General features: G+C 58.7%; 20 protein-coding genes. 14 read left to right on the forward strand and 6 right to left on the reverse strand.

Annotation, left to right across the window (positions count from 1 at the left end):
* Window positions 1-178 precede the first annotated feature (178 nt).
* The 5 genes from JF535_RS03935 (at window position 179) to JF535_RS03955 (ending at window position 6584) form a co-directional block, all read left to right on the forward strand.
* Window positions 179-1438: an efflux RND transporter periplasmic adaptor subunit gene (locus JF535_RS03935; protein WP_206999317.1), complete on the forward strand. Its 1260-nt coding sequence runs from the start codon at window positions 179-181 to the stop codon at window positions 1436-1438.
* A complete protein-coding gene (locus JF535_RS03940) occupies window positions 1438-4572 on the forward strand; it encodes an efflux RND transporter permease subunit (RefSeq protein ID WP_206999319.1) in 3135 nt (1044 codons plus the stop codon). Before JF535_RS03935 ends, JF535_RS03940 begins: the two co-directional genes overlap by 1 nt.
* 177 nt (window positions 4573-4749) lie before the next feature.
* On the forward strand, window positions 4750-5502 hold the full coding sequence (locus tag JF535_RS03945) for a 16S rRNA (uracil(1498)-N(3))-methyltransferase (protein WP_206999321.1): 753 nt from the start codon (window positions 4750-4752) through the stop codon (window positions 5500-5502).
* 23 nt (window positions 5503-5525) lie between these two features.
* Window positions 5526-5888 carry a hypothetical protein gene (locus tag JF535_RS03950; RefSeq protein ID WP_206999323.1) on the forward strand — a complete coding sequence of 121 codons (363 nt, stop codon included), beginning with the start codon at window positions 5526-5528 and terminating at the stop codon, window positions 5886-5888.
* Window positions 5889-5924: 36 nt separating this feature from the next.
* Complete coding sequence (locus JF535_RS03955) at window positions 5925-6584, forward strand: HAD family hydrolase (RefSeq protein ID WP_206999326.1); 660 nt, start codon at window positions 5925-5927, stop codon at window positions 6582-6584.
* A gap of 19 nt (window positions 6585-6603) precedes the next feature.
* On the opposite strand, the gene JF535_RS03960 is transcribed toward JF535_RS03955, so the two are convergent.
* Window positions 6604-7356 carry a hypothetical protein gene (locus JF535_RS03960; protein ID WP_206999328.1) on the reverse strand — a complete coding sequence of 251 codons (753 nt, stop codon included), beginning with the start codon at window positions 7354-7356 and terminating at the stop codon, window positions 6604-6606.
* Between the two features lie 196 nt (window positions 7357-7552).
* On the opposite strand from JF535_RS03960, the gene JF535_RS03965 reads away from it, so the two are divergent.
* Complete coding sequence (locus tag JF535_RS03965) at window positions 7553-8188, forward strand: OmpA family protein (RefSeq protein ID WP_242523578.1); 636 nt, start codon at window positions 7553-7555, stop codon at window positions 8186-8188.
* A gap of 73 nt (window positions 8189-8261) precedes the next feature.
* Here the strand turns inward: JF535_RS03965 and metF are convergent, their stop codons facing one another.
* The 4 genes from metF to JF535_RS03985 all read right to left on the reverse strand — a co-directional run bounded on the left by metF (window position 8262) and on the right by JF535_RS03985 (window position 13000).
* The gene (gene metF / locus JF535_RS03970) at window positions 8262-9107 is read right to left on the reverse strand and encodes a methylenetetrahydrofolate reductase [NAD(P)H] (protein ID WP_206999330.1); all 846 of its coding nucleotides are present in this window, start codon (window positions 9105-9107) and stop codon (window positions 8262-8264) included.
* A gap of 66 nt (window positions 9108-9173) precedes the next feature.
* Window positions 9174-10550, reverse strand: a complete 1377-nt coding sequence (ahcY, locus tag JF535_RS03975; RefSeq protein WP_479724299.1) for an adenosylhomocysteinase — start codon at window positions 10548-10550, stop codon at window positions 9174-9176.
* Window positions 10551-10665: 115 nt separating this feature from the next.
* A complete protein-coding gene (metK, locus tag JF535_RS03980; RefSeq protein WP_206999334.1) occupies window positions 10666-11886 on the reverse strand; it encodes a methionine adenosyltransferase in 1221 nt (406 codons plus the stop codon).
* A 136-nt stretch (window positions 11887-12022) separates the two neighbouring features.
* Window positions 12023-13000 carry a metalloregulator ArsR/SmtB family transcription factor gene (locus JF535_RS03985; protein ID WP_206999336.1) on the reverse strand — a complete coding sequence of 326 codons (978 nt, stop codon included), beginning with the start codon at window positions 12998-13000 and terminating at the stop codon, window positions 12023-12025.
* Between the two features lie 321 nt (window positions 13001-13321).
* Between JF535_RS03985 and tkt the strand changes: the two genes are divergently transcribed.
* The 7 genes from tkt to JF535_RS04020 all read left to right on the forward strand — a co-directional run bounded on the left by tkt (window position 13322) and on the right by JF535_RS04020 (window position 24232).
* Window positions 13322-15322 carry a transketolase gene (gene tkt, locus JF535_RS03990; protein ID WP_206999338.1) on the forward strand — a complete coding sequence of 667 codons (2001 nt, stop codon included), beginning with the start codon at window positions 13322-13324 and terminating at the stop codon, window positions 15320-15322.
* 216 nt (window positions 15323-15538) lie between these two features.
* Window positions 15539-16561 (forward strand): type I glyceraldehyde-3-phosphate dehydrogenase, encoded by a 1023-nt coding sequence (gene gap / locus JF535_RS03995; protein WP_206999346.1) that lies wholly within the window; start codon window positions 15539-15541, stop codon window positions 16559-16561.
* A 1-nt stretch (window position 16562) separates the two neighbouring features.
* Window positions 16563-17060, forward strand: coding sequence for a DTW domain-containing protein (locus JF535_RS04000; RefSeq protein WP_206999348.1), 498 nt, complete (start codon window positions 16563-16565; stop codon window positions 17058-17060).
* 197 nt (window positions 17061-17257) lie between these two features.
* Window positions 17258-19414 carry a PKD domain-containing protein gene (locus JF535_RS04005; RefSeq protein ID WP_206999350.1) on the forward strand — a complete coding sequence of 719 codons (2157 nt, stop codon included), beginning with the start codon at window positions 17258-17260 and terminating at the stop codon, window positions 19412-19414.
* A 270-nt stretch (window positions 19415-19684) separates the two neighbouring features.
* On the forward strand, window positions 19685-21745 hold the full coding sequence (locus JF535_RS04010) for a toll/interleukin-1 receptor domain-containing protein (RefSeq protein ID WP_206999352.1): 2061 nt from the start codon (window positions 19685-19687) through the stop codon (window positions 21743-21745).
* A gap of 44 nt (window positions 21746-21789) precedes the next feature.
* Window positions 21790-22242 (forward strand): hypothetical protein, encoded by a 453-nt coding sequence (locus JF535_RS04015; protein WP_206999354.1) that lies wholly within the window; start codon window positions 21790-21792, stop codon window positions 22240-22242.
* Between the two features lie 91 nt (window positions 22243-22333).
* A complete protein-coding gene (locus JF535_RS04020) occupies window positions 22334-24232 on the forward strand; it encodes an NAD-binding protein (RefSeq protein ID WP_206999356.1) in 1899 nt (632 codons plus the stop codon).
* Between the two features lie 22 nt (window positions 24233-24254).
* On the opposite strand, the gene JF535_RS04025 is transcribed toward JF535_RS04020, so the two are convergent.
* Entirely contained in the window at window positions 24255-25571 is a 1317-nt protein-coding gene (locus JF535_RS04025; protein WP_206999358.1) for a hypothetical protein, read from the reverse strand.
* A gap of 220 nt (window positions 25572-25791) precedes the next feature.
* On the opposite strand from JF535_RS04025, the gene JF535_RS04030 reads away from it, so the two are divergent.
* Window positions 25792-26310 carry a peroxiredoxin gene (locus tag JF535_RS04030; RefSeq protein WP_227718110.1) on the forward strand — a complete coding sequence of 173 codons (519 nt, stop codon included), beginning with the start codon at window positions 25792-25794 and terminating at the stop codon, window positions 26308-26310.
* The last annotated feature ends 32 nt before the right edge of the window (window positions 26311-26342 follow it).

Genomic DNA, 26342 nt, shown 5'->3' on the forward strand with positions numbered 1-26342 from the left:
ATGCGGCGTCGGCGACCAAGATTGACAGTAACGGGAATTGTGAAAGCGGGGCGGTTCATTTTGGTCATTTGCGGCCAAGTGCAGTCTGCTGCGGTGGCCTGCATGCAGAGGCGGTTCCAAAGTGGCCCAAGCCCTGTAGAATGCGCAACTAGTTAAATTTTGATCAACGGAAGCTTCTGTGAATCCTTCGAAAAAAAGCACCAGTAAAAATAAAGTATTGGGAATCGTTGTCGCCGTGGGCGTGGCTGCGGTAGCTGCTGTGATTCTGTTTGCGCCCAAGCCTGAGAAAAAAGTTTCGGAGCCGGTGCTGCCGCCAGTAGCGGATGTACTGTATGTGGAGCCCGGCCAGCGCACCCTGCTTGTACCGAGCCAGGGTACCGTACGTGCGCGTCATGAGATCGATGTGGTTGCGCGTGTGGGCGGTGCTATTGAGCGGGTCGGAGACATGTTTGTCGCCGGTGGGTTCTTCGCTGAGGGAGATTCGCTGTTGCAGATCGAGGCTGCCGATTATCAGTTCCAGCTGACCCGCGCCGAATCTCAACTGGCCAATGCCCAGTCCGCACTCGCACAGGAGCAGGGGCGGGCCAAACAGGCCAAGCGCGAGTGGCGCAACCTGGGCAGCGAGGAGGCCAATGCCCTGTTCCTGCGCACGCCGCAACTGGAGGCGGCCCGCGCCGCCGTGGAGGCCGCGCGCGCGGATCGCGACCAGGCCAAGCTGAACCTGGAGCGCACCCGGGTGCGCACGCCGTTTGCTGGTCGTGTGGTGGAGACCTATGTGGACCTTGGGCAGTTTATTGCCGCCGGTACCAAGCTGGCGCGCATCCACAGTACCGGTGTGGCGGAGGTCCGCCTGCCGCTGACCGATCGCCAACTGGCATTGCTGGACCTGCCGCTGGGGCAGGCGATCGAGAACGGCCCGGCGGTTCGCCTCAGCGCCGAGATTGCCGGCCAGCCTCGGGAGTGGCGTGGCCAGTTGGTGCGTACCGAGGCCGCTATTGACGCTAGCAGTCGCTTTGTTTACGCGGTTGCCCGGGTGCAGGACCCATACTCGGGTGCCGCGCCACTGGTGAATGGCCTGTTTGTCGAGGCGGATATTGCCGGAAAGACCTTGGAGAATGTCGCACGCCTGCCGCGCCAGGCCTTACACGAGGGCAGCCATGTGCTGGTGCTGGACGACGAAAACAAGCTGCGCTTTAGGGATGTGGAGCTGCTGCAGGCGGTGGATGCCGAGGTGTGGGTGCGCGGGCAACTCGCCCGCGGCGAGCGCGTGGTGGTTTCGAGCCTCGGCTACTTGCGCGAGGGTATGGCCGTGACCGCTAACCCGCTGAACGAAAAGCCTGACGGCATCCAGCTCGGTGATGAGGGTGCAGCGGCGGAGGCCGAGGAGCAGCCCGCGGTGACCGCTGGCCTCGGTGACGCGAAAGCGGGGGCATTCTGATGCAGGGCATTATCGGGTGGTTCGTTCGCAACAGTAAGGCGGCCAACCTGCTGATGATCATGATTTTCATCGGCGGGATCTTCGGTGTGCAGAGTATCGGCCGGCAGGTGTTCCCGTCGATATCCTCCGATACGGTTTCCGTGGAGATCTCCTACCCTGGCGCCGGGCCGGCAGAAGTGGAGCAGCAGGTTACCGTGCGGGTTGAGCAGGCTATCACCGAAGTCAAGGGCATCAAGGAGGTCAACTCGTTTTCCCGGCGCAGCCATTCCTCCGTACAGGTGCGTGCCGTTGAGGGTTACGACCAGCTGCGCCTGCTGAATGACATCAAGGTCAAGGTCGACAGCATCAATACCTTCCCCTCCGGAATCGAGCGCCCGGTAGTCGGGGTGCAGGAGTGGGAGGCGCAGATGATGCACATTGCCGTCGGTGGCGATGTGCCGGAGCGTCAGCTCAAGGACATAGCGGTCAATCTGCGCGATCGCCTGGTGCTGCTCACCGGCGTGCGCAGGGTGGATATCTGGGGTGAGCGTGCCGATGAGATGTCCATCGAGGTTTCCGAAGTCGATCTGCGCCGCTATAGCTTGAGCTTCGACGACGTCGCCAATGCGGTCAGTCGTTCTTCACTGGACCTGTCCGCGGGCACGATCCGCTCCGACCGCGGTGACATTCAGGTGCAGACTCGCGGCCAGGCCTATACCGCTGAAGACTTTGCCCGTATCCCGGTGTTGAGCCGACCAGACGGTACCAAGCTGCTGCTGCGTGATGTGGCCACCATTCGCGACGGTTTTGAAGAGGAGAGTGGTGCTATCCGCTTCAACGGCAAGCGTGCCATGAATCTTAGGGTGCTGCAGGGTGATCCGCTGGACGTGGTTGCTACCGCCGAGCGGGTGCGCAATTTTGTGGAGGAAGCGCGCAAGGACCTGCCGCCCGGTATGCATCTTGAGATCTGGTCGGACATGTCGGACATGTACTCGGACCGCATGAACCTGTTGCTGAAGAATGCTATTGGCGGTCTGATTCTTGTGTTTGTGCTGCTGATGCTGTTCCTGCGCCCGTTGTTGGCGATCTGGGTGACCATTGGTATCGCCACCGCCTTCATGGGCGCGCTTTGGCTGCTGCCCATCACTGGTGTGACCCTGAACATGCTGTCGCTGTTCGCATTCCTGCTGATTCTGGGGATCGTGGTGGACGATGCGATCATCGTCGGCGAGGCGGTGCACGCCGCACATGACAAGGGCATGACCGGCCTGCAGGCCGCTGACCAAGGCGTGCGTCAGGTGGCCAAGCCGGTGATCTTCGCTGTGGTGTCCACCATGGTGTTCTTCCTCCCCTTCCTGTTCCTGCCCGGAGGCACCGCACAAATGGCACTTTCGCTGGCGGCGGTGGTGTTGCTGTGCCTGTTCTTCTCCCTGGTGGAATCACTGTTGATCCTGCCCGCGCATCTGGTAGGCATGAAGCCGGAAAAACCTGCGCGCTCGGGTTTGGGGAAAAAACTGCAGGCGCTGCGCGGAAAATTTGCCGGTGCGCTCAAAACTGCCAATGAAAAATATTACGGGCCATTGCTCGAAAAATCGCTGCGCAATAGCCGGGTCACCGTCATGGTGTTCTTCGTTGCACTGATTACTTCTTTCCTGCTGTTCGGCAAGGGCTATCTCAAGTCCAGCTTTATGCCGAATGTGGCCTCGGACATGTTGCAGCTGAATACCAGCATGGCCGCCGGTGAGCCTTTCCAGGAAGCCGAGCGAGTAATGAACCAGTTTGTTACGGCCGCGGATCGCCTTGCACAGGACGAGGAAATGCTCGCCAAGAACCATGGTAAGCCGTTCGTCAAGAGCAGCATGATGTTCCTGTGGCGCGGTAATATTTATGTGCTCCTGCAGCTGACACCCGGTGAAGAGCGTGATGTGGAGCCCGCTGAGCTAACCCAGCGCTGGCGTGAGTACATTGGTGAGTTGCCGGGCAGTGTCGAAGATATGCGTATCACCGGCAGCATTAACGATTCCGGGCCGGGCATGTCTCTGCACCTGAGTACTGGCTCCGGTGACATGGCGGAGCTGCGCCGGGCCGCGGATGAGGTGAAGAAGAAGCTCGAAAGCTACGAGGGTGTCTACGATGTGCGCGACAACCTCAGCAGCGCGCGCCGTGATATTGAAATACAGCTCAAACCGTATGCGGAAAACATGGGGGTGAACCTCACCAGCATCGCTCGTCAGGTACGTCAGGGCTTTTACGGTCAGGAGGTGCAGCGCATTCCCCGTGGCAGTGAGGATGTGCGAGTGATGGTGCGTTACCCGCAGGAAGAGCGCGCCAGTGAGGATCAGATCGACCGGGTGCGCATCCGCACCAGCGACGGCGAGGTACCCTTTAGTGCGGTGGCCGATGCGGTGTACGTGCCCGGCTTCACCACCATCCGCCGCAACGACCGCGAGCGTGCGGTGCGCATCTCGGCGGAAATCCAGCCGGGCACCACAGAATCCTTCAAAGTACTGAAGGACCTGCGCGAGACCGCCTTCCCGGAGTGGCAGCGCCAGTTCCCGGGCTTCAGCCTCAAGACATCGGGCCAGATGCAGGAGGAGAAGGAGTTCAACAGTGCGATGACCGCATTCTTCGTGCTGGCACTGTTTGCCATCTACGCGCTGCTGGCGATTGCTTTCCGCTCCTACTCGCAGCCTGTGCTGATCCTTACTGCGGTGCCATTTGGTTTCTTTGGCGCCATCGTTGGGCACCTGATTACCGGGCATAACATCAGCATGATGTCACTGCTTGGTTTCCTCGCGGCGGCGGGTGTTGTGGTGAACGACAACCTGGTATTGATGGACCGCATCAACCAGTTGCGTGCGCAGGGTATGGCGGTGATGGATGCGGTGGTGCAGGCGGGTCGCGATCGTTTCCGCCCGATTATCCTGACTTCCATTACCACCTTCGTGGGTCTGGTACCGATCATGTTCGAGCGCTCTATCCAGGCGCAGTTCCTGATCCCGATGGTGGTCAGCCTGGCGTTCGGCGTACTGTTCGCTACGTTCGTGACCTTGATCCTGGTGCCCAACCTGTACAAGGTGATTGAGGTGCTGCGGATCAAAATGAAAGGTGACAAGGCTGCTGAAGAGCTGCCGGTCAGCTTCGAGAAAGCTTGATGTTCGAGAAAGCCTGATGGATGTTGCCGCCGGGCCCGGCTGGGCCCGGTGGCGCTCCCATCAGGGCGCTTCGCGCCAAGCCCCCGTCACGTTGAGCTCCAAACGGCGCAAGCCTACAACTTCCCTCCTTCCTGTATTACCCTTCACGCAACTCTGTACCCTGTTCAGGATTGATCGTTGCGTATTCCCCGAATCTTTTCCGCCGAACCTCTGGCGGGTAAATCTGAAGTCCAGCTGGACGAAGCCGCGTCGCGCCATCTGGTCAAGGTGTTGCGCCTTGGCCCGGGTCGGCCGCTGGTGCTGTTTGATGGCGCCGGCGGCGAGTACCAGGCGGAGTTGCTCGAGGCAGGCAAAAAGGCGCGGGTGACGCTTGGCGACTACACGGCGGAGGATCGCCAGTCGCCCCTGGCCATCACGCTCGCCATTGGCATTTCCCGCGGTGATCGCTTCGACTGGGTCATCCAGAAGGCTACCGAACTGGGGGTACAGGCGATCCAGCCCCTGTTTACCGAGCGCTGCGAGGTGAAGCTCACCGGTGACCGGTTGCAGAAAAAACTCGGCCAGTGGCAACAGATCGCCATCAGCGCCTGCGAGCAGAGTGCCCGCAACCGGGTGCCGCAGGTGTTGCCGCCAGTGAAGCTGCCGCAGTTTCTCGATACCGCGGAAAAAGACCTCGACGGTGGTGATACCCTGAAACTGGTATTGCACCACCGCACCGAGGAAACACTGGCGAACCTGGAACAGCAATACGGCCGTCCGCAGGCGGCGCTGTTGCTGGTGGGACCCGAGGGTGGCCTTTCCGCGGAAGAGATTGCGCTGGCACTCGGGCGTGGCTTTCACGCGCTGCGGTTGGGGCCGCGGGTTTTGCGCACGGAAACGGCACCGGTGGCCGCGCTATCGGTACTGCAATTTCAATGGGGTGATTTTTAACGCTTTTTTGCAAGGAGCAAAAAATGAAAGCAATTGTCTGGCTGATTGGTGTAGCCATCACCGCCATGTCTGTTCTGGTGATTCTCAAACCGCAAATCGCGCGCGATATGAGCGAGCGGATGAATCCGCAGATGTTCTATTTTGGCGCCTGGGCACGAATCATTATCGGGATGGTATTCCTGCTGATTTCCGATACGCGCAGCTGGGGAACCCTGTTCAACGTACTGGGCATTCTGCTGGTGGTCATCGGGGCGTATGCCCTGCAGGCGGGCTACGAGCGGACCCGTGAATTTGTGCTGGGCATTGTGCACGGCAACGAAAACCTGGTGCGCGTGGGTGGTGCCGCTGGCGTACTGATCGGCATACTGCTGATTTCCGCCACTTGAGTATTTCGTCAGGAACGCGCGCTAGCAAGGAACAGTATGCAAAACCCCTTCTCTGATAAACGTCTGGTCATATTTGATTGCGACGGTGTGCTGGTGGATAGCGAAAGTATTGTCTGCCGCGTACTGGCCGAGGAAATGACCAAGCTGGGTATGCCGGCAACGGCGGAAGAGCTGGACGAACAGTTCAGTGGCCGTCCGTCGCAAGACTGTATCCTGGATATCGAGGCACGCTACGGCGGCCCGTTGCCCGAGGCCTATTTTCACACCACCGAGAGCCGCATTCGCCGGGCCTTCCACGAAGAGCTGGAGGCGGTGAATGGCATTCACGAGGTGCTGGAAAGGTTGCAGGGTACCAGCCTGCAATCCTGCGTGGCATCTTCCGGCCCCCATGCAAAAATGCAGATCACCTTGAACAAGACAGGCCTGTGGGACTATTTTGCCGGGCGTATTTTCAGTGCGGACGACGTGGGTCGCGGCAAGCCGTGGCCAGACCTGTTCCTGCACAGCGCCGCCCATTTCGAGGTGGCGCCGGAGCACTGCTTGGTGGTGGAAGATTCCATTGCCGGGGTCAAGGCGGCGGTGGCCGCGGGTATGCCGGTGATTGGTTACAGCCATAATGGAACCCGTGCCCGCCAGCTGGAAGCGGAAGGCGCGCGGGTAATCAACGACATGCAGCTACTGCTGGATTATTTGTAGCGCTCGCCGCTTGCAGCGCTCATTGGGTCAGACGAATATCCACCGACGCGCTGCGGCGGGTGTCCTTGTCATCCACAAAAGTGCGGGTATAGCGCACCTGGTAGATCCCGTTACCCACCAGTTCGTTCACCAGCCCCGGCGGCAGCATCACGGTTTCCTTCAGCGTACTGTTGCCCCTGGCAACCAGGGGCTGAGCCACTTCGTAAACAACCCGATCGCCTACCAGGAACTGGCCGCTTTCCGACACGGCATTGATACTGCCAATGTCGCCATTCAGGCTCCACGCCAGCATCATCTGCCGCGACTTGCCGCTCACGGTCTGCGTCGGCGGTGATGCTTCGACCTGCGCCAGGCGACCACTGGCGTCGAGATCAAACAGAATATGATTGGACAGGCTGCCGGCGGCTCCGGCAAACACCCGGCGGTAGCCCACCCGGCGCACACCCTTGGCGTGCCAGCTGCGCGCCTGTGCCGGGGAAATCTGCACCACTTCCGTTACTTCGCCCCGGTCGCCGCTGAACTCCAGAATCTGGTCTACCACGGCCAGCTCTTTGTTGTTGTCCAGATTCACGAAAACACCGCGCGGTGAAGCCGCGCCGCCTTTACTGGCCACCCGCCAAGTCACGGTCTCGCGGTAGCCTTCATTGGCATTCAGCCAGCCGTCACCGGGGTCGACAGTGATAATCTGTTGTGCGTTCACGGAGGAACCGAGTACGGCAGCAATGATGATTGCGCCTGCCCCGAGCAGGGTGAGTAGTAACTGTTTGTTCATAGCGGTCTCCCAGGGAGTGCGGGCATGGTCACAGGGTAGGGTCCTGCTGATCATCTCAGAAATTGGCTGTCGCGCCTAACGCACACCCAACCTGCTTCTGCTACCCTGCTCTCGCGGCCCCGCGCCTGCCGCTACGGAATGTAGCAGGGCGATCCTAGAATCGTGTGGACTCCGGCAACCAAGAGAAGCTGGCCCCATGCCTGAAAATCGTGCTTGCAACACAATCCTTACGGCCTCCAGAGCCATGCGCTGGTACTGCGCACTCTCATTCGCTGTTTTTTCCACGCTGATCCTGACCGGCTGCCCGGATCCCACCAAAAAATACACACTGGACCCGCGCGACCTGGTGAGCAACGGGCTTGGCGAGCAGTCGGCCCGCACGGCGGCACCGTTTGGGGACGACATGGTGCGTTACCTGATGGGTCAGGAAAGAGAAGAGGGCGATACGTTTATTCTGGGCGTGGATTTTGAACCCGGCGCCTTTGCGCCAAAAATGGAAAGCCTGCATGACATTGAGGCCTTGCTGGTGATTATGCGGGATTTCCCGGCACTGAAAATCGTGGTCGAAGGGCACACGGATAACGCGGGCGATGCGAAGAAGAACCGCAAGTTGTCCCAATGGCGTGCCAACTGGGTGCGCCAGTTCCTGCTGGAAAGGGGGATCGACAGTGCGCGCGTAGAGGCTGCCGGCCTCGGGGACTCTGACCCGATCGCAGACAACGATACCCAGCGCGGCCGAGAAAAGAATCGGCGCCTGGTGGTGCGCGTTATCGATTTTGATGGCAAGCCCATCAATGTGCAGATGGACGGTGCCAAAAAAGAGCGTAATTAATATAGTGCACTGGCGATGCCGCTCGCCGGCATCGCCACATGTGCGTCTTGGCGCAGGCCGATGATCGGAACCATCAGGACGACTGGGTGTTATCCAGATCCAGCGCCTTCAAAATATCCGCGGTGGGGTTTACCTGGTTCATGGTGTAAAAGTGCAGCCCCGGTGCACCGCCTTCCAGCAGGGTTTCGCACAGGTCGGTGACGATCTCAAGGCCAAGCTTTTTCATGTCTTCCGGGTTGCGGAAACTCTCCATGCGATACTTCAGCCAGCGCGGAATCTCTGCGCCGCAGTTGCGTGAGAAGCGCGCCAGATTGGTGAAATTAGTGATCGGCATAATGCCCGGGTAAATCGGCGCGTCGATACCGGCCTTTTCACACTGATCCAGGAAATAGAAATACGCATCCGGGTTGTAGAAGTACTGAGTCAGTGCGCTGTTCGCGCCCGCCTCAAATTTGCCCTTTAGGAAGCGGATGTCGTCGTCGTAGCTATCCGCTTCCGGGTGAATTTCCGGGTAGGCGGCTACCTCCAGTTGGAAGTGGTCGCCGGTGTGGCGGCGGATGAACGCCACCAGCTCATTGGCGTACACCAGTTGCGCGACCGAGCCCATGCCCGAGGGCATATCGCCGCGCAGGGCGACGATGCGGTCTACGCCCGCTTCCTTGTAGCGCTCCAGCAGGCCCAGCACGATTTCTTCGTTGTCGCCACCGAACGACAGGTGCGGCGCGATGGAAATGCCATCCCTGCGTAGGCTGGTGACAATATTCGCGGTGGTGTCGCGGGTGGTACCGCCGGCACCGTAGGTTACTGAGAAAAACTCGGGATTAAATGCCTGCAGCTGCTCGCGGGTGTTATACAGTTTGCCCCGGCCCTCTTCGGTCTTTGGCGGGAAAAATTCAAAACTGATGCGTAATTTGCTCATTGTTCTTTTCCATTCCCTCGGCACACGGGAACCCGGGAGCGGGCCCGGGTTCCTGTGCGGAGGTGTTTAATACTTGTAACTTTCCGGCTTGTAAGGGCCATCTACGGAAACGCCGATGTATTTCGCCTGGTCGTCGGTCATGCGGGTAATCACACCGCCAAAGCCTTCCACCATGTACTTGGCCACTTCCTCGTCCAGGTGCTTCGGCAGCACTTTCACGTACAGCGCGGAGACCTTCTGGTCCGCCGGCAGGCCGGCGAACTTTTCGCTGTACAGGTAAATCTGGGCCAGCACCTGGTTGGCGAAAGAGCCGTCCATGATGCGGCTGGGGTGACCGGTGGCATTGCCCAGGTTTACCAGGCGGCCTTCGGACAGCAGCAACAGGTGATCGTTGGTTTCGGCATTGCGTACGATCTTGTGCACCTGCGGTTTTACTTCCTGCCACTCCCAGTTCGCGCGCATAAACGCGGTATCGATCTCGTTGTCGAAGTGGCCGATGTTGGAAACCACGGCACCAGACTTGAGTGCCTTCAGCATGTTCGCGTCGCACACGTTGACGTTACCGGTGGTGGTGACAATCAGGTCGGTGTTGGCCAGAAGTTCCTTGTTGATACAGGACTCGGTGCCGTCGTTCACGCCGTTGATGTAGGGGGACACCAGTTCGAAGCCGTCCATGCAGGCCTGCATGGCACAAATCGGATCGATTTCGGTGACCTTGACGATCATGCCCTCTTGGCGCAGGGAGGCAGCGGAGCCTTTACCCACGTCGCCGTAACCGATGACCAGCGCTTTTTTGCCCGACAGCAGGTGGTCGGTACCGCGCTTGATCGCATCATTCAGGCTGTGGCGGCAGCCGTACTTGTTGTCGTTCTTGCTCTTGGTTACTGCGTCATTTACGTTGATCGCCGGCACCTTGAGGGTGCCCGCTTTCAGCATGTCTTGCAGACGGTGCACACCGGTGGTGGTTTCCTCGGAAATACCGTGGCACTTGTCCAGCAACTGCGGGTACTTGCGGTGCAGTAGTTCGGTGAGGTCGCCGCCGTCGTCGAGGATCATGTTCGGCTGCCAGCCGGCTACATCCGCACCGATGGTGCGCTCGAGGCACCACTCGTACTCTTCCTCGGTCTCGCCTTTCCAGGCAAATACCGGGATACCGCGGGCGGCGATGGCGGCGGCGGCGTGGTCCTGGGTCGAGAAAATGTTACAGGAAGACCAGCGTACTTCCGCACCCAGAGCCACCAGGGTTTCGATCAGTACTGCGGTCTGGATGGTCATGTGGATACAGCCCATGATACGGGCGCCCGCCAGCGGCTGTTCCGCGCGGTATTTCTCCCGCAGGGTAATCAGTGCGGGCATTTCGCCCTCGGCAATTTCAATTTCCATACGGCCCCAATCGGCGAGGGAAATATCGGCTACTTTGAAGTCTTTAAATTCGGTGCTCATCTGGTTCATTACCTAAATCTCAAATGGTGGATGCGCTGCGCTTATCCACCCTACAATTTTTCATTCGTCCCCGTAGGGCGGATAAGCGCAGCGCATCCACCGTCCGGTGTCAAAATTAGATACCCGCCTGTGCGCGCAGGGTTTCCGCCTTGTCGGTTTTTTCCCACGGGAAGGCGGTGAAGGTCTCGGTCTGCTCTTTGCCGTTGCTATCGATCCACTTGTAGGTGTGCTCGAACGGCTCGCGACCGAAGTGGCCGTAAGCGGCGGTCAGCTGGTACATGGGGTGCAGCAGGTCAAGCGCCTTGGAAATAGCGTAGGGCCGCAGGTCGAAGTTCTCGCGTACCAGCTCGATCAGCTTCTCATCGCTCACCTTGCCGGTGCCGAAGGTATTGATGGAAACGGAGGTCGGCTCGGCGACGCCAATGGCGTAGGAAACCTGAATTTCACAGCGGTTGGCGAGGCCTGCAGCCACAATGTTCTTGGCCACGTAACGACCGGCGTAGGCGGCAGAACGGTCGACCTTGGACGGGTCCTTACCGGAGAAAGCGCCACCGCCGTGACGGGCGGAACCGCCGTAGGTGTCGACGATGATCTTGCGTCCGGTGAGGCCACAGTCTCCCACGGGGCCGCCGATGACAAACTTACCGGTGGGGTTGATGTGGAACTTGGTGTTCTCGTGCAGCAGCTCGGCGGGCAGTACATGGTGCACGATGAGTTCCAGAACCGCTTCGCGCAGGTCTTCCTGGCTCACTTCCGGATTGTGCTGGGTGGACAGAACAACCGCGTCGATTGCGCAAGGCTTGCCGTTTTCGTCGTAGCGGAAGGTCACCTGGCTTTTCGCGTCCGGGCGCAGCCACGGCAGCAGGCCGGACTTGCGCGCTTCGGCCTGGCGCTCCACCAGACGGTGGGCGTAGTAGACCGGGGACGGCATGAAGGTGGGGGTTTCGTCGGTGGCGTAGCCGAACATCAGGCCCTGGTCGCCCGCGCCCTGGTCTTCCGGTTTGACGCGGTCCACGCCCTGGGCAATATCCACGGATTGTTTGCCGATGACGTTGATCACACCACAGGTCTCGCCGTCGTAGCCGACGTCGGAGGAGGTGTAGCCGATGTCGGTGATGACCTTGCGCACCAGGTCTTCGAGGTCGACCCAGGCAGAGGTGCTGATTTCACCGGCGATGACCGCGATACCGGTTTTCACCAGTGTCTCGCAGGCAACACGCGCGTTCTTGTCACGCGCCAGCAGGGCGTCCAGAACCGCATCGGAAATCTGGTCGGCAATTTTATCCGGATGTCCTTCGGATACGGACTCCGAAGTAAAAATACTGTATTCACTCATTGTGAGGTTCTCCTTGTCTCCCGCTGGCGGCGGATCGTGTAAATCTTGTTTTGTGCTCCGTAGCCTTTTGGTTCGGAGCGCTGTTTTGGGTGATCTGGCGCCCCGAGCTGTAACAGAGCTCGAAAGGCTACGAAGCTCAAAGCTTCAAAAACTCCTGAATCTGAATCTGAAACCCATTGCGCAGAGCGCTGTGCACACTGCGGCCTTTGGCCAGGCCTGCGTCTGCGGCCCACTCAACCAGTTGTTGCGGCGCAAACCCCAGCCATAAATCCCCACAGGCATCCCGCGCCCAATCCTGACCGTGGTCGTGCAGCTCGGTAATCAACAGCTGCCCACCGGGCTTCAGGGATTTTTGTAAATCGTGAAAAATCTGTGCGGGCTCCGGCGTGTGGTGCAAAACCATATTCACCACAATGCAGTCCGCACTCTCCGGGCGCGATGCTGCCGCGCGGGTGTCGTCGCAGACAAACTCGATATTCTGCAGGCCCTTGTCATCGGCGAAAGCCTGGGCTCGTTCCAGCATCGTCTCCGATAGATCCAGAGCGGTCACCGTACCGAAGCGGCTCGCCAGCTCCTCAAGGAACTCCCCTTCACCGGGGCCAACCTCCAAAGCGTGACGCCCCGGTTTCAGTAGCTGTGCTACTTGCGGGCCATAGACGCTATAACTGGCGATCAACTCCTGCTGCTCGCGGAAGCGGTTGCCATAGTCGGCAAAAAAACGGCGTGAGGCCTCGGCGCGTTCCGCGGCAATCTGTGCCACGGTGGTGGCACGGCTTTCGTTCAGCGGCAGTTGGTCGAGACCTGTAAACAGCTGCTGCAACAGTTCGTTGCCAGCGGTGCGGCGGTAAAACAGGTTGTTGCCCTCGCGGCGTTTGCTCACCAGCCCCGCCTGGGCCAGTACCTTGAGGTGGTGCGAGAGGGCCGGCTGACGCAGGTCGAAGATGCGGCACAGCTCCAGCACGCTGTAAGAGTCCTGGCTGAGCAGGCGCAGAATCTCCAGGCGCAACGGGTCCCCGGCGGCCTTTAAAGTCGCTGCCAGTTGCGGGATCTGGGCGCTGGCGTGGGTTTCCCGCTCGGCACCGGTGCCACTGTTGGAGTTGCTGGATGTAAGCATGGCGCGAAGTCTAGCAGTGCCTTTTGCCTATATCAAAGTATTTTGATGTAGCTTTATCGAAAAATATTGATGCAGGTGTAACCAAATTTACCCGGAACCTGCGGCGAGCAGCAGGATTGCCGTTTGTTAGGAAAATGTTGCTGCCTTCGGGAAAGAATTGGACCCGCAGGCTTTGCGCCCGGCAGGGTATTACGGGAAAATACGGCCCCCGTTTTGCCAGCCCTTAATAACCCTCGGCAAACCGGGTTCGCGGCAAACTGGCCGTCAGAGCCGGGCCCGCAGCGCATCTGATGAACCGAAGATCCAAACCGAGAGATCCCTATGTCTTCTACTCCGTCTCGCACAGAAAAGGCCAACGCCATCCGCGCCCTGTCCATGGACGCGGTCCAGAAAGCCAAAAGTGGCCACCCCGGCGCCCCTATGGGCATGGCAGATATCGCCGAAGTGCTGTGGAACGACTATCTGAAGCACAACCCGGCCAACCCCGAGTGGGCGGACCGCGACCGCTTTGTGCTGTCCAATGGCCACGGTTCCATGCTGCTGTATTCCCTGCTGCACCTGTCCGGCTATGACCTGTCCATCCACGAGCTGCAGAATTTCCGCCAGTTGCATTCCAAGACCCCGGGCCACCCCGAGTACGGTTATGCACCGGGCGTAGAGACCACCACCGGCCCGCTGGGCCAGGGCATTACCAATGCCGTGGGCATGGCGCTGGCGGAAAAGGTCATGGCGGCCCAGTTCAACCGCGTCGGTTACGAACTGGTTGACCACCACACCTACTGCTTCCTCGGCGACGGCTGCCTGATGGAAGGTATCTCCCACGAAGCCTGCTCCCTCGCCGGCACCTTGGGCCTGGGCAAGCTGATTGCGTTCTACGACGACAACGGCATCTCCATCGACGGCGAAGTAGAAGGCTGGTTCACCGACGACACGCCCAAGCGCTTTGAGTCCTATGGCTGGCACGTGATCCCGAACGTGGACGGTCACGACCCGGCTGCGATCAAGGCCGCCATCGAAGAAGCCCGCGCAGAAACCAGCAAGCCCACCATCATCTGCTGCAAAACCGTGATCGGCTTCGGCTCCCCCAACAAGCAGGGCCGCGAAGAGTGCCACGGTGCCCCGCTGGGCGACGAAGAGATCGCGCTGGTGCGCGAAACCCTCGGCTGGAAGCACGAGCCGTTTGTCATTCCCGAAGACCTCTACCACGCCTGGGACGGCCGCGCCAAAGGCGGCGAGCAGGAAGACGAGTGGAACGACATCTTCGAAGACTATAAAGAAGCGCACCCGGAACTGGCGGAAGAGTTCGTACGCCGCATGAAGGGCGAGTTGCCCGCAGATTTCCTGGCCAAGGCCGACGAGTACATCAAGCAGTGCCAGGCCGACGCCGAGAAGATCGCCTCGCGCAAGGCCAGCCAAAACAGCCTCAACGCCTATGGCCCGCTGCTGCCGGAATTCCTCGGTGGCTCCGCCGACCTGGCCGGCTCCAACCTCACCATCTGGTCCGGCTCCAAGGGCGTGAGCGCCAGCGACGCCAGCGGCAACTACCTCTACTACGGCGTACGCGAATTCGGCATGAGCGCCATCATGAACGGCATCGCCCTGCACGGCGGCTTCGTCCCTTACGGCGCCACCTTCCTGATGTTCATGGAATACGCCCGTAACGCCGTGCGTATGGCCGCGCTGATGAAGCAGAAAGTCATCTTCGTCTACACCCACGACTCCATCGGCCTCGGCGAAGACGGCCCCACCCACCAGCCGGTCGAACAGCTCACCGCCCTGCGCGCCACACCAAACCTGCAGACCTGGCGCCCCTGTGACGCCACCGAATCCGCCGTGAGCTGGAAAATGGCCGTGGCCCGCAAAGATGGCCCCAGCGCCCTCATCTTCAGTCGCCAGGGCCTCGCCCCGCAGCCGCGCACCGACGAGCAGCTGGCAGCCATCAAAAAAGGCGGCTACATCCTGCGCGACTGCGACGGTGAACCGGAAGCGATCATTATCGCCACCGGCTCCGAAGTCGAACTCGCCACTGCCGCCGCCGAACAGCTGTCCGGCCGCAAAGTACGCGTCGTCTCCATGCCCTGTGCCGAAGCCTTCTCCGCCCAGTCCGCCGACTACCGCGAATCCGTACTGCCGTCTTCCGTACGTGCCCGCGTAGCCGTAGAAGCTGGCCACAAGGACTACTGGTACAAGTTCGTCGGCTTCGACGGCGCCATCGTCGGCATGGACACCTTCGGTGAATCCGCACCGGCTGGTGACCTGATGAAGCACTTCGGCATCACTGCCGAGAAAGTTGCGGAAGCGGTTGAAGGACTGCTGAAGTAAGAAACTCTGGCGGCTGACATCCTAACGGAATGCAGCGGCCAGAATTCCAGGGCGGGTGCCGGGTACGGGTTTTCAGGAGCGTCGCAAACAGGATGTTTGCGCCGCAGCGCCCAGGGATGGGTTCACAGCGGTCCTGAAAATCCGTACCCGGTACCCGGCCGCCACCGCACTGGAAAAGAATCGAACCGAGGGCGGTGGTAAAAGCCCGAGGTACGTATGCCCAATAATCCAATAAGACTCGCAATCAACGGTTACGGCCGAATCGGGCGCTCAGTGTTAAGAGCCCTGTACGAATCTAACCTGCGCGATCAACTGCAGATCGTCGCCATCAATGAGCTGGCCGACTGCGCCACCATCGCCCACCTGACCAAATACGATTCCGTCCACGGCCGCTTTCACGGCACCGTCGCCGTGCACGACCAAATGCTGCACATCAACGACGACAAAATCGCCGTTACCCATCATGAACAACTCGAAGATCTCGATTGGACCGATCCCCAAGTCGACATCGTGCTCGAATGCACCGGTAGTTTCACCGAGCGTGAACGCGCCGCGTTGCACTTAACGGCGGGTGCTGAAAAGGTAATTTTCTCGCAACCCGCCCAGAGTGACGTCGATGCCACCATCGTCTACGGCGTGAATGACACCGCGTTGACTGGCAACGAAAAAATCATCTCCGCCGCCTCCTGTACCACCAACTGCAGCGTGCCCGTCATTGCCGCACTGGAAAAAGCCTTCGGTATCGAATCCGGCGTGATCACCACCATCCACTCCGCGATGAACGACCAGCCGGTGAATGATGCCTACCATCACACCGACCTGCGTAAAACCCGCTCCGCAATGAACTCCATCATCCCGGTCGACACCGGCCTCGCCCGTGGTATCGAGCGGATACTCCCGGACATGGCCGGAAAATTTGAAGCGCAAGCCATGCGTGTGCCCACCGTGAATGTTTCCGCGATCGACCTCTCGGTACAACTGAAAAAAAATGTCACCCAGGCCGAAGTGAACAGCGTCCTCAAAACCGCCGCCGCCAATCAGTTTGCCGGCGTGCTCGGCTATACCGAAGAACCCTTAGCCTCCTGCGATTACAACCACGACCCCCGCTCCGGCATCGTCGATGCCAGCCAGACCCGTGTTGCCGGAGGCAAGCTGGTGAAAGTGCTTATCTGGTTTGATAACGAATGGGGCTTTGCCAATCGCATGCTAGACGTCACGCGCGCGTTGCAATCACAGTAGCGTGCAAGTTTTACTACTGACCCACGAGCGCGAGCTGGAGCGCCCCAGTAACACGGGACAGCTTGCGCTGACCAGCGCCACTAGCGCCGTTGTTCACAGAATCGTATGGCAGCGCACTGACCCAGATCCAGACTTGTTGTCCATCGTAAGCAGGGCTGACGTCGGCCTGGTGTATCCGGTTAGCGAGGTGCCCACGGAAAAATCTGTAGCACACCCCCTCTCCATTGAAGCCTGCAATATCTTTATTGTGTTGGATGCCACCTGGCAGGAGGCGCGCAAGATGTACAACCGCAGTGCCTACCTGCATGGCGTCGCCCGGGTTTCCATGGACAGTGCCCGGGCTTCCCGTTACGCGCTGCGCAGAAACCAGAAGCAGGGTGGCTTGTGTACGGCGGAATGTGTGGTGGAAATTCTGCGGCGGAAAGGTCAGCGCATTCTGGCCGCCGATCTTGAATCACGGTTTTTACAGTTCAATACACAGAACGGGCGTCCAATCTAAATCCCTCTTTGCGCGATAGCACAAGCCTGACTCATTCACGGGTAGTGGTCTTCACGCTTTTCTCCTTGCGCTTCCCCCTCGATCTATTTAGTCCCACGTTAACTGCAGGTTGATAGTGGGAAAACCCTTGCTGATACCAGTTGATAGATTGGAGAGACGCGTGATAGCGCGCGTGAAAATAATGAGGGAAAAAAACAATGCAAAATAACAATAGCTATAAAAAGTTGCTTCTCACCGTCGGCCTGACGGCCGCACTGCCGGCTTTCGGCCAGCAGTGCCAGTCGCCGACGCCGGTGTGGGAAGACAATTTCGACGGTACCACTTTGGACACCTCAAAGTGGGAGCCCATGATTGGCGATGGTTGTAGTTACGGTATCTGTGGCTGGGGCAATAGCGAGCTCCAGTACTACAAGGCCGAGAATGCCACCGTGGCCAACGGCATGCTCACCATTACTGCACGCAAGGAGCGGGTACAGAGCAAGGCTTACACGTCGGCACGCCTGCGCACCGCCAATATGCCGAATGGTGGCGAGTGGACCAATGGGCGCTTCGAAGCCCGGGTCAAGGTACCGGACGGCACCGGCATGTGGTCGGCGTTCTGGATGCTGCCCACCGATCCCGCCGAAGCCTGGCCGATCAGCGGTGAGATCGACATCCTGGAGTCTGTCGGGCAATCGGACGAGTATGTATTCGGCACACTGCATTACGGCGAGCTGTATCCCAACAACTCCTTTACCGGTAATCGACTGTTAATCCAGCCCGAGCCCTGGTCGGCGGGCTTCCATGTGTATGCACTGGAGTGGGAGCCCAACGAGATGCGCTGGTATGTGGATGACCAGCTTTACGCCACCCTGACCCCCAATGACCTGACTGATGCCTCCTACTGGACGTTTGAAGATCACCGCTACCACTTTCTGTTGAACCTGGCAGTAGGCGGTAATCTCGGCGGGGTGGTGGATGACTCCATGCTCCCGCAGACCATGCAGGTCGACTATGTGCGGGTCTACGATCACGGTCAGCCCAGTATCACGGGTGATCGCATCGTGGATAACGGTGAAACCACCAGCTACTCGGTCGCCGGCGCCATTGGCGGCAACGCCAGCTACAGCTGGAGCATTCCGGCCGATGCAACACTACTGTCGGGTGGCAACAGCGATACCGTCACCGTGCAGTGGGGCAGCGCTGGCGGCGACGTGAATGTCAGTGTCAGCGACAGCTGTGGCAGTCGCAATCTCAGTCTGCCGGTCCATGTGGGGCCCAAGCTGGTGCAGGAAACCGTGCTGGATGACTTCGAGTCCAACCGCACCCTGGCCTACAACACCTTTGATGGCACCCTTGTGCAGGACGCAGTCAATCCGCAAGCGGATACCACCAATGGCTCATCCACTGTGGCCATGTACACGCGCTCTGCCGCTGCGCAGTACGACGTGATCATCGCCGGCACCAGCGCTGTTCCAGACGCGGATCCGTTCCTGTCAGGTGACAAGGCGTTCTATATGGATGTATTCACCACCGCCGCACCGGGCACGCAGATCCTGGTGCAGATGGAGGACAGCTCCAGTGCCACTGCCAGCAATTATCCCACCGGGCGCCACTCCAAGTACGCGGCACATGTGGGTGAGGGCAGCGATTGGCAGCGGCTTAAATTCGAGCTGGATGACCGGATCGACGGCGGCACCCCATCGACCGCGGTGGACAGCCTGGTAATTCTGTTCGACCCCAACACACTCAATGGTGACACCTACTACTGGGACAACTTCAACATCTATGGCGTCGACAACGTTGGCAACCAAGCGCCGATGGCCAGTGCGACCCATGGCTGTAGTGGACTGGAGTGCAGCTTTGATGCCAGCGCCAGCGCCGACAGCGATGGCACCATTGCCGGCTATCAATGGGATTTCGGTGATGGCGAGAGCGGCTCCGGAGTAACCGTCACTCATACCTACGCTGTCGCGGGCACCTATACCGCGACACTCACCGTTACCGACGATCAGGGAGCCAGTGACCAGGCCAGCTTTGAAGTGATCGCAAGTGATGCTGGGGAAGCGACCACTATGTACGTCTCCAGTGTAGTGACCGGTACCGCGTCTGCCGGCCGTGGACAGAAGTATGCTACCGCCACCGTAACCGTGCTCGATGATCTCGGGCGTGGTGTGCCCGGGGTTTCCGTGACCGGTAACTTCAATGGCAGCATCAGCGAGAGTGGTGCCAGTGGAACTACGGACAGCAATGGTATAGCCGTGGTGACCAGTGCAGCGAGCGCCGGCGGCAATGTGTCGGTGAGCTTCTGCGTGACAGACCTGAGCGGTGGACTGAGCCACGACACCGCCGCTAGCATAGGCCTGTGCCAGTAATCGGCAATGAGCGCGCGATCATATTCACGGCAGGCCCGTGACACCTGCTCCGAATTTATCGTCTGCGCTGTAATGGAGTGAGAGAGGCCTGCACCGGAAACGGTGCAGACCTCGCAGGTTTTGCCAAAGGATCCACGTACCCATGCACGGCACAAGTCAAATAAGCTAATTGCCCGCCAATCGTGCCGCAGTTGGTACAAATGTATGGTTTTCGGCCGGCTTTTCACATAATCTCGACGGCTATTCCATCGCCGGGTTACAGGCTCTGTCATGAGCAACAACAATAACTCCCAGCGTTACCGGGCCTTCATTAGTTACAGTCATACCAACGAGCAGGCGGCCAAATGGCTACAGCGTGCGTTGGAATCCTATCGCCTGCCCAAACACTTGGTAGGGCGGCAAACCGCCGCTGGGGTGCTGAAACCCCGGATCGGAAAGGTTTTTCGCGACCGAACCGATCTTTCATTGGCCCCCGATCTTTCCGAGGAATTGCAGGGCCGACTTGCCGCGAGCGACTACCTCATTGTTATTTGTTCACCGGCGGCCGCCAAATCACGCTGGGTAAATGAAGAGATACAGCAGTTTATCCGGATGCGCGCGCCCGACAGGGTGCTTGCACTGATCGCCGATGGTGAACCATTTGCCTCGTTCGCGGGACGCCCCGAAAAGGAATGTCTGCCCCCAGCCCTGCGCTTCCAGCTGAATCCAGATGGCTCGCTGTCCGACCACGCCGCGGAGCCCCTTGCCTCCGATATGCGCGCAAAGGGCGACGGCCCCCGCATGGCGCTGCTAAAAATTCTCGCATCCATTCTGGATCTTGGCCTGGATGAGTTGGTGCGCCGCGACCATCAGCGCCGTATGCGAGTGCAGCAGCTGATCTCTGCCACCGCGCTGGTTGCGGTGACCATTTTCGCCGGCCTGAGTTACCTGGCCATTTCTGCGCGCAATGTGGCGGAAGAGCGCCGGCTGGCAGCGGAAGACCTGGTCAACTTCATGCTGACCGACTTGCGTCAGCGGCTGGAGCCCATCGGGCGGCTGGATGCGCTGGATCTTGTTGGAGAGAAAGTGCTCGACTTTTACTCTCAGCAAAAAACGACGGTGTTGAATGCCGATGCACTGGGTAGGCAGGCCTCCGCCATGCATCTACTGGGCGAAATTCGTGACTTGGCCGGCGATACGGATGCAGCGATTGCGCTCTTTTCACACGCCGCGCAGACCACCGAGGAGCTGCTGGCGCGGGAACCAGACAATGCACAGCGCGTCTTTGATCATGCGCAGAGCACTTTCTGGGTCGGCTATCCGGATTATCAGCGTGGGGAATACCAGCGCGCACAATACTGGTTCGATCAGTATCTGCGCCTCTCGCGCCGATTGGTTGAACTGGAGCCGAAAAAGAGCCGCTCGCAAACCGAGCTGTTTTACGCGCTGAATACCCAGGCGGTACTCAAGTATGCGGATCAACAGTATGCGGAAAGCCTGGCATTGTTTGAGGAGGCTGGGGGCATTCTGCAAGCACTGCCGCCCAATGCAGAGAACCGGGAAGCGCTGATCAACAACACGGCCTGGATAGCTTCGGTAAATTTCATGCGTGGAGACTTTGATGCGGCGATCGCAGCGCGGCTGCACCAGCTTAACCTGATTGAACAATGGCGAGAGGAAGAGCCGGACCGGGCCAACCTCACCGACTATACGATGACCGCCGAGCATGAATTAACCCGCCTCTTCCAGATTACTGGGAATCATACACGCCTTCAGGCAATCATTCATTCTGGTAAGGAAACCGCAGAAAAACTGATTCGCCAGGACCCCCAGAATCTGGATTACCGGTTGCGGGCTTATCAGTTTTACCTCACTGCAGCATTGAGCGGGTATGGTAAAAGCGCGGGGCCCGAATCCTTACTGATCGATGTTCGCAAGCTCGCCGCCGAGCGGCCAGAAAACCTGGATGCACAGATTTTACGCTGGACCGCTGAGCTGGGGCTGCATCTCAAAATGAGCGCGCCGAAAGGCTCGCTGGAGCTGCTTTCTGCTGCACAGGCTTTTGGACGTTGGGCGTCAGAAAAAAGTGCACCCGGTCAGCAAAAAAAAATCCAACATCTGGCCATGCTCGCAGACTTGATTTTAGCGCTTGACCCCGCGCTGGCGGAGCCAGAGCGCCAACAGCATGTGCGCAACAGCAAAAATGTTCTCGGCGCCAGCGCAAATCAATTGAAGTATGCGGTGCATTGCAATGAATCTCATCTGGACCCGCTGCTCAGTACCAGCTTGACTGATACGGATCCACTGATGTCGGTAGTCAGGCGCTGTTTTGGCCTGCAAAACACGCGGTAATTTTCCTATCGCGTTAACTAGTAAGATGTATCAAGGAGAGATTCATGAGTATCGATAACAAGTTTCGTATAAACATCTGCAGCGCACCTGATGGGAACGATGGGTGTGATGTGGTCTTTGTGGAAGACCCCCACGAGAAGCATCATTCCGCTTCGATCAATGGAGACGGCACCATCTCAATTACTAAGCCCAAAGGTGCGGCGGTAAAAATCGCGTTTCGCCTGCAGTCTGGTGTCTATGATGGTTATAAATTCAATCAGCAGACCTCGTTTTCTGCATCCAAAGTCGAGACCGGGGAAGTCGGAAACTTTGCCTGTGAACTCGGCGACTCTGATGATCCTGAACTTTCTGTGGCAAAGGTGAAGGACAGTTCACGTACCCTGGTGGTGATCGACAAGAATGATGATGGCAGTGACTGGCAGTACACACTCACGATTTACAAGGACAATGCGGCGGTAATTCTGGATCCAATGATCAAAAACAATACCATGGCCTGATCGCCCGCGTTTGGGCCGCGTGACATAGGTTGCGAGCCGGTGTCACGCTGCCCGGGCCCCGATCGAATGACACTGTCAGGGTGGATTAGCTTTGGAAGAAAAATTGCGGCAGTCGCTTTACGCCTACTGGGGCTGGTTCAAAAGGAACGAGGCTCTATTTATTGCCGGCATGATCGCGGGGTTATTTTTTGCCGGCTATTGGGGATATTTGCAGGTTCTCCCGCGGGCCGGCAGTGACGATTCTGCTTTGCAGTGGGATGCGGTCTATAGTGCAATCAAGCTATTTATTTTTAACGGACCCGATGTGACGCAGGAGTGGCCGTTCATCCTGCAAGTGGTTCGTATCCTTGCCCCTTTTCTGCTTATCTATACCGCTGTGAAGACTCTGTGGCTGCGCGCAGGCGAGCACATTTCGCTATTTCTGCTGCGCTTTCGTTATCGGCGTTTTGTTGTGGTGTGCGGCATCGGCGAGACCGGCTATCGCCTTGCGTTGCAATATCTACAGTGCTCAAAAAAGCGCGTTGTGCTTATTGATGATCGCCCTATGAATCCACTGGTCGCCAAGCTGAACATCATGGGTGCTATTGCCCTGATGGGCGATGCACTGGACGGTGCGACACTGGCGCGGGCGCGTGTGGCATCCGCCAGCGAAGTGTTCGTTTTCTCTGGTGATGATGAAAAAAATGTTGCGGTGGCGAAGGCGATTCACCGGGTCGTGCGAACAAAGTCATCGAGTGCCGAATCGACGGGCCATGTTGCTGCGGATCGCCCGCGACTTCGTTGCCATATTCAGGTGGATACCGGTGAAGTGGCTGAAATCTTTCAAGACCACTCCTTCTTTAATCTGATTGATGATCGTCTTGAATTGCGCATATTCAATCGGAATGTTTCCGTTGCGCGCAATATCATGGATAAGTGCGCGCCCGACCTCTATTACCGGCCAGCTTCCGATCAGGACGAGCCGATGCATGTACTGTTCCTTGGCTTCGGGCCTCTGTCTCAAGCGCTGTTGATACAGTACGCCCTGACCGCGCACTACGCCGACTTTCGCAAGCCGTCGGCGACCGTGCTGTGCGACGATCAATGTCGCCGTGCTGTGGATCGTTTTCGGCAGCGCTACACGCATATCGACGAAGTGCTTGATCTGACGTTCCGCTTTGTCGATCCGCAGACCCTCGACCCGCAAAGCTGGAAAGCGATGCTTGAACAGCAGCGATTCCAGCTGTGCTATACCGCTCTGGAACACGATGTTGACGGCATCCTTGCCGCGCGGCGCCTGAACCGTATGCGGAACACCATGGGCGTAGCGCCGATACACTTTGTCGTCTGCCTCAATCAGCAGTCGTGGATTTCCGAAGTGGTTGATGACGATTTTCTGCCGATTGAGATGGATAAAACGGGCCTCGGCGCTGCCGTCCCGATAGAATATTTTGAGACCCTGGATGAGACCATCACGATTGATGTGGTGGTGAACGATCGCCTGGATCAGCTGGCGGTAGCCATTCATGAGCGCTATTTGCAGGGGCAAATCGACGCGGGTACCAGTAGAGCGGATAACCCCTCCGTGGTGACCTGGCGCTACCTGCCGCTGTACAAGAAAGTGGCCAATCAGCGTGCCGCCGCACATCTGGATGTGAAGTTGCGCATTGCGCTCTGCCGCCGGGCGCAGGTGCAGGCACCATTGCCGCGGGCAAGCTTTCCCCCGAATAGTGAGCTTATGGAAGTTCTGGCAAAGGTGGAACACCAGCGCTGGTGTGCCGATAAGCGTTTGGCGGGGTACCGCTACGGTGCCGTGCGTGACGATGTACGCTTTCTTCACCCGGACCTGAAGCCGTGGGGTGCGCTAACCGAATCCGACCGGGAAAAAGACCGTGCACTGATCCGCGAAATCCCGGCATTGCTGGCGCTGATTGGCCAGAAGGTGGTCTCCGAAGTCGGCGTCGAAGTCGCGGCTCAGGGGGCTCTGGTCGAAGAAGAGGCGGGCCCCTGAGCCTACCGAAAACACGCGCGGGTTAGCTGCTTATGCCACAGGAGCCTACGCGATTTTTGTAAGGCTGTGAGTCCTGCAGGAAGGTCAGATAGTCCGCGCGAAAGCTGGCACAGGAGCTGGTCGCATCATCGGAGGTGGCACAGCAGCGGATGGTTTCGCGCAGCGCGCGCTCCGAGGCTGCGTCGAATGCCTGTGAGTGTCCGGCACCGTACATGATGCTGTCGCTCCAGGATTTCGCCGGGCGCCAAGAGTTGTTGCCGTAGGCCCCGCCATAGAAGCATCCTGTGCCCTGCAGGCAGTCCTGGCCGATGTCCTCGGTGCCCCATGCTGGGGTGCACTGCCCGCCAAAGTAGTCGTCTTCGGTGTCTTCCGACCAACCGCAGCAGGTGTAATTGCCTTCGTCGTCGGTTTCACATTCGCCTTCCGCGGAACGATTGAAGCTGGTGCAGCTCGCCTTGTCGGTAAGGGTTGGGCAGGTTGCATTGGCGGACTGGGTGTACTCGGAAGCGGGTTTGAAGCTGTTACACCATTTGGCGCAGCCGGGCCCGTCCAGATTGGCCCACGCACGGGACAGTTCACTGGGCCAGCCGGTGACCGCCGTGCCATCGGCGTTGACCCCGCCATCGTACAGGTCCGCGAGTCCGAAGTTATGGCCTACCTCGTGGATGACAATGTTGCGCAGCTGATGCAGGGCGGTGCCACTGTCCTGCCAGTCGCGGTCGCTGGCTACATAGATAATCTCGCCCCCGCTAGCGCCGTAATCCCCTTCCGCGATGACCACCTTCATTACACCGTGGATATCATTACTGCCGCATTGCTGCAGAATGGCTGAATGTATCTGATCGATGTCGCAGTAAAACCCGCCCCCGGAATTACGGCTACAGCCCAGGGAGGCAAAGCCCTGCAGATCAATCTGATAAAAGGCAAACTGCCCCGAATACTCGGAAAATGGTGGCAGCCCCTGAAACTGGTTTTCCACGGCATCCTGCACAATCTGGTCGAAGTACGGTGCCCCGTCGAGGTTGGCAAACAGCACCTTGAGGGGGGCCTCACTATTGCCGGCGAAGGGAAGGCAGCGCTCCAGTGTGGCGTAGTTTCCGGCCGCGACATCTTCGCTCTCCGGGCTTTGTTGGGTTGAATCCCCGTCGGAGGTGGAGGGTGTGCTGCCGGAGGAATCCGAACTGTCGCCCGGCGCGTAAGAAGGAGGCGTCGGGTTCAGTTCTGTGTCATCCGATGCCTCCGTTCCTCCGCCGCCACCGCAGGCGGTAAGCGCCATCAGCAGGCTGAACACAAAGAGGATGCGCAGGGCACGATACGGATATGTGAAGAGAGCTGGCATAACAGGGGTTACGGTGTTCGATTATTGTGTTTGTCCCTGCGCAGCAGAATTGTGACTGCCTGGTACTGTTTCCCTGTGCCGGAGCGCGCAAAAAGGCAGCATTTTATGGGCCTGCTGCCATTGAAGCCAGCGCTGAAAAGCCTGAAACTGACGATGGATAATGAGTCATGAAAGCGGGCTGTTTGTCCCGTTGGAATTAACCTTGGATTGGGAGAAAAAAGTGAGAAAACTGTTTCTTTGGATGGTGTCGATGGCAATCACTATTCCGGCATTGGCACTCGAGGTAGGAAGCCCCGCTCCGGAATTTTCTTTGCCGGGGTCGGATGGAAAAACCTACACATTGTCCGATTTCAAGGGCAAGCAGGCGGTAGCCATTGCCTGGTATCCCAAGGCGTTTACCAAGGGGTGCACCATCGAGTGCAAATCCCTCGCGGAGAATGGCCACCTGATTCGTGAATACGACGTGGCTTACTTCATGGCCAGTACCGACGAACTGGAGGACAACACCAAGTTTGCCGAGGAGATGAAAGCGGACTTTCCGCTACTGAGCGATCCCAGCGGCGAAGTGGCGGAAGCCTATGGTGTGAAAATGCCGGTGCTGAACATGGCCAAACGCGTGACTATCTATATCGGCAAGGATGGGAATGTGTTGAAAATCGACCGCGACATCAAGCCGGCCACCAGTGCGGAAGATATGGCGAAAACCCTGGGTGAACTGGGCGTTGCCAAAAAGGGATAATCACCGGTAGATAAATGGTCCAAAAAAAGGCC

Source organism: Microbulbifer salipaludis, from assembly GCF_017303155.1.
Taxonomy (GTDB): Bacteria; Pseudomonadota; Gammaproteobacteria; order Pseudomonadales; family Cellvibrionaceae; genus Microbulbifer; species Microbulbifer salipaludis.

Excerpts from the sequence above, each read along its gene's own strand:
- JF535_RS03960 (WP_206999328.1), bottom strand. The coding sequence starts at position 7,356 with ATGAACAAACAGTTACTACTCACCCTGCTCGGGGCAGGCGCAATCATC.
- JF535_RS03950 (WP_206999323.1), top strand. The coding sequence starts at position 5,526 with ATGAAAGCAATTGTCTGGCTGATTGGTGTAGCCATCACCGCCATGTCT.
- metK (WP_206999334.1), bottom strand. The coding sequence starts at position 11,886 with ATGAGTGAATACAGTATTTTTACTTCGGAGTCCGTATCCGAAGGACAT.
- gap (WP_206999346.1), top strand. The coding sequence starts at position 15,539 with ATGCCCAATAATCCAATAAGACTCGCAATCAACGGTTACGGCCGAATC.
- JF535_RS03955 (WP_206999326.1), top strand. The coding sequence starts at position 5,925 with ATGCAAAACCCCTTCTCTGATAAACGTCTGGTCATATTTGATTGCGAC.
- JF535_RS04025 (WP_206999358.1), bottom strand. The coding sequence starts at position 25,571 with ATGCCAGCTCTCTTCACATATCCGTATCGTGCCCTGCGCATCCTCTTT.
- JF535_RS04015 (WP_206999354.1), top strand. The coding sequence starts at position 21,790 with ATGAGTATCGATAACAAGTTTCGTATAAACATCTGCAGCGCACCTGAT.
- JF535_RS04005 (WP_206999350.1), top strand. The coding sequence starts at position 17,258 with ATGCAAAATAACAATAGCTATAAAAAGTTGCTTCTCACCGTCGGCCTG.
- JF535_RS04010 (WP_206999352.1), top strand. The coding sequence starts at position 19,685 with ATGAGCAACAACAATAACTCCCAGCGTTACCGGGCCTTCATTAGTTAC.
- JF535_RS03940 (WP_206999319.1), top strand. The coding sequence starts at position 1,438 with ATGCAGGGCATTATCGGGTGGTTCGTTCGCAACAGTAAGGCGGCCAAC.
- tkt (WP_206999338.1), top strand. The coding sequence starts at position 13,322 with ATGTCTTCTACTCCGTCTCGCACAGAAAAGGCCAACGCCATCCGCGCC.
- metF (WP_206999330.1), bottom strand. The coding sequence starts at position 9,107 with ATGAGCAAATTACGCATCAGTTTTGAATTTTTCCCGCCAAAGACCGAA.
- JF535_RS03985 (WP_206999336.1), bottom strand. The coding sequence starts at position 13,000 with ATGCTTACATCCAGCAACTCCAACAGTGGCACCGGTGCCGAGCGGGAA.
- ahcY (WP_479724299.1), bottom strand. The coding sequence starts at position 10,550 with ATGAGCACCGAATTTAAAGACTTCAAAGTAGCCGATATTTCCCTCGCC.
- JF535_RS03965 (WP_242523578.1), top strand. The coding sequence starts at position 7,553 with ATGCCTGAAAATCGTGCTTGCAACACAATCCTTACGGCCTCCAGAGCC.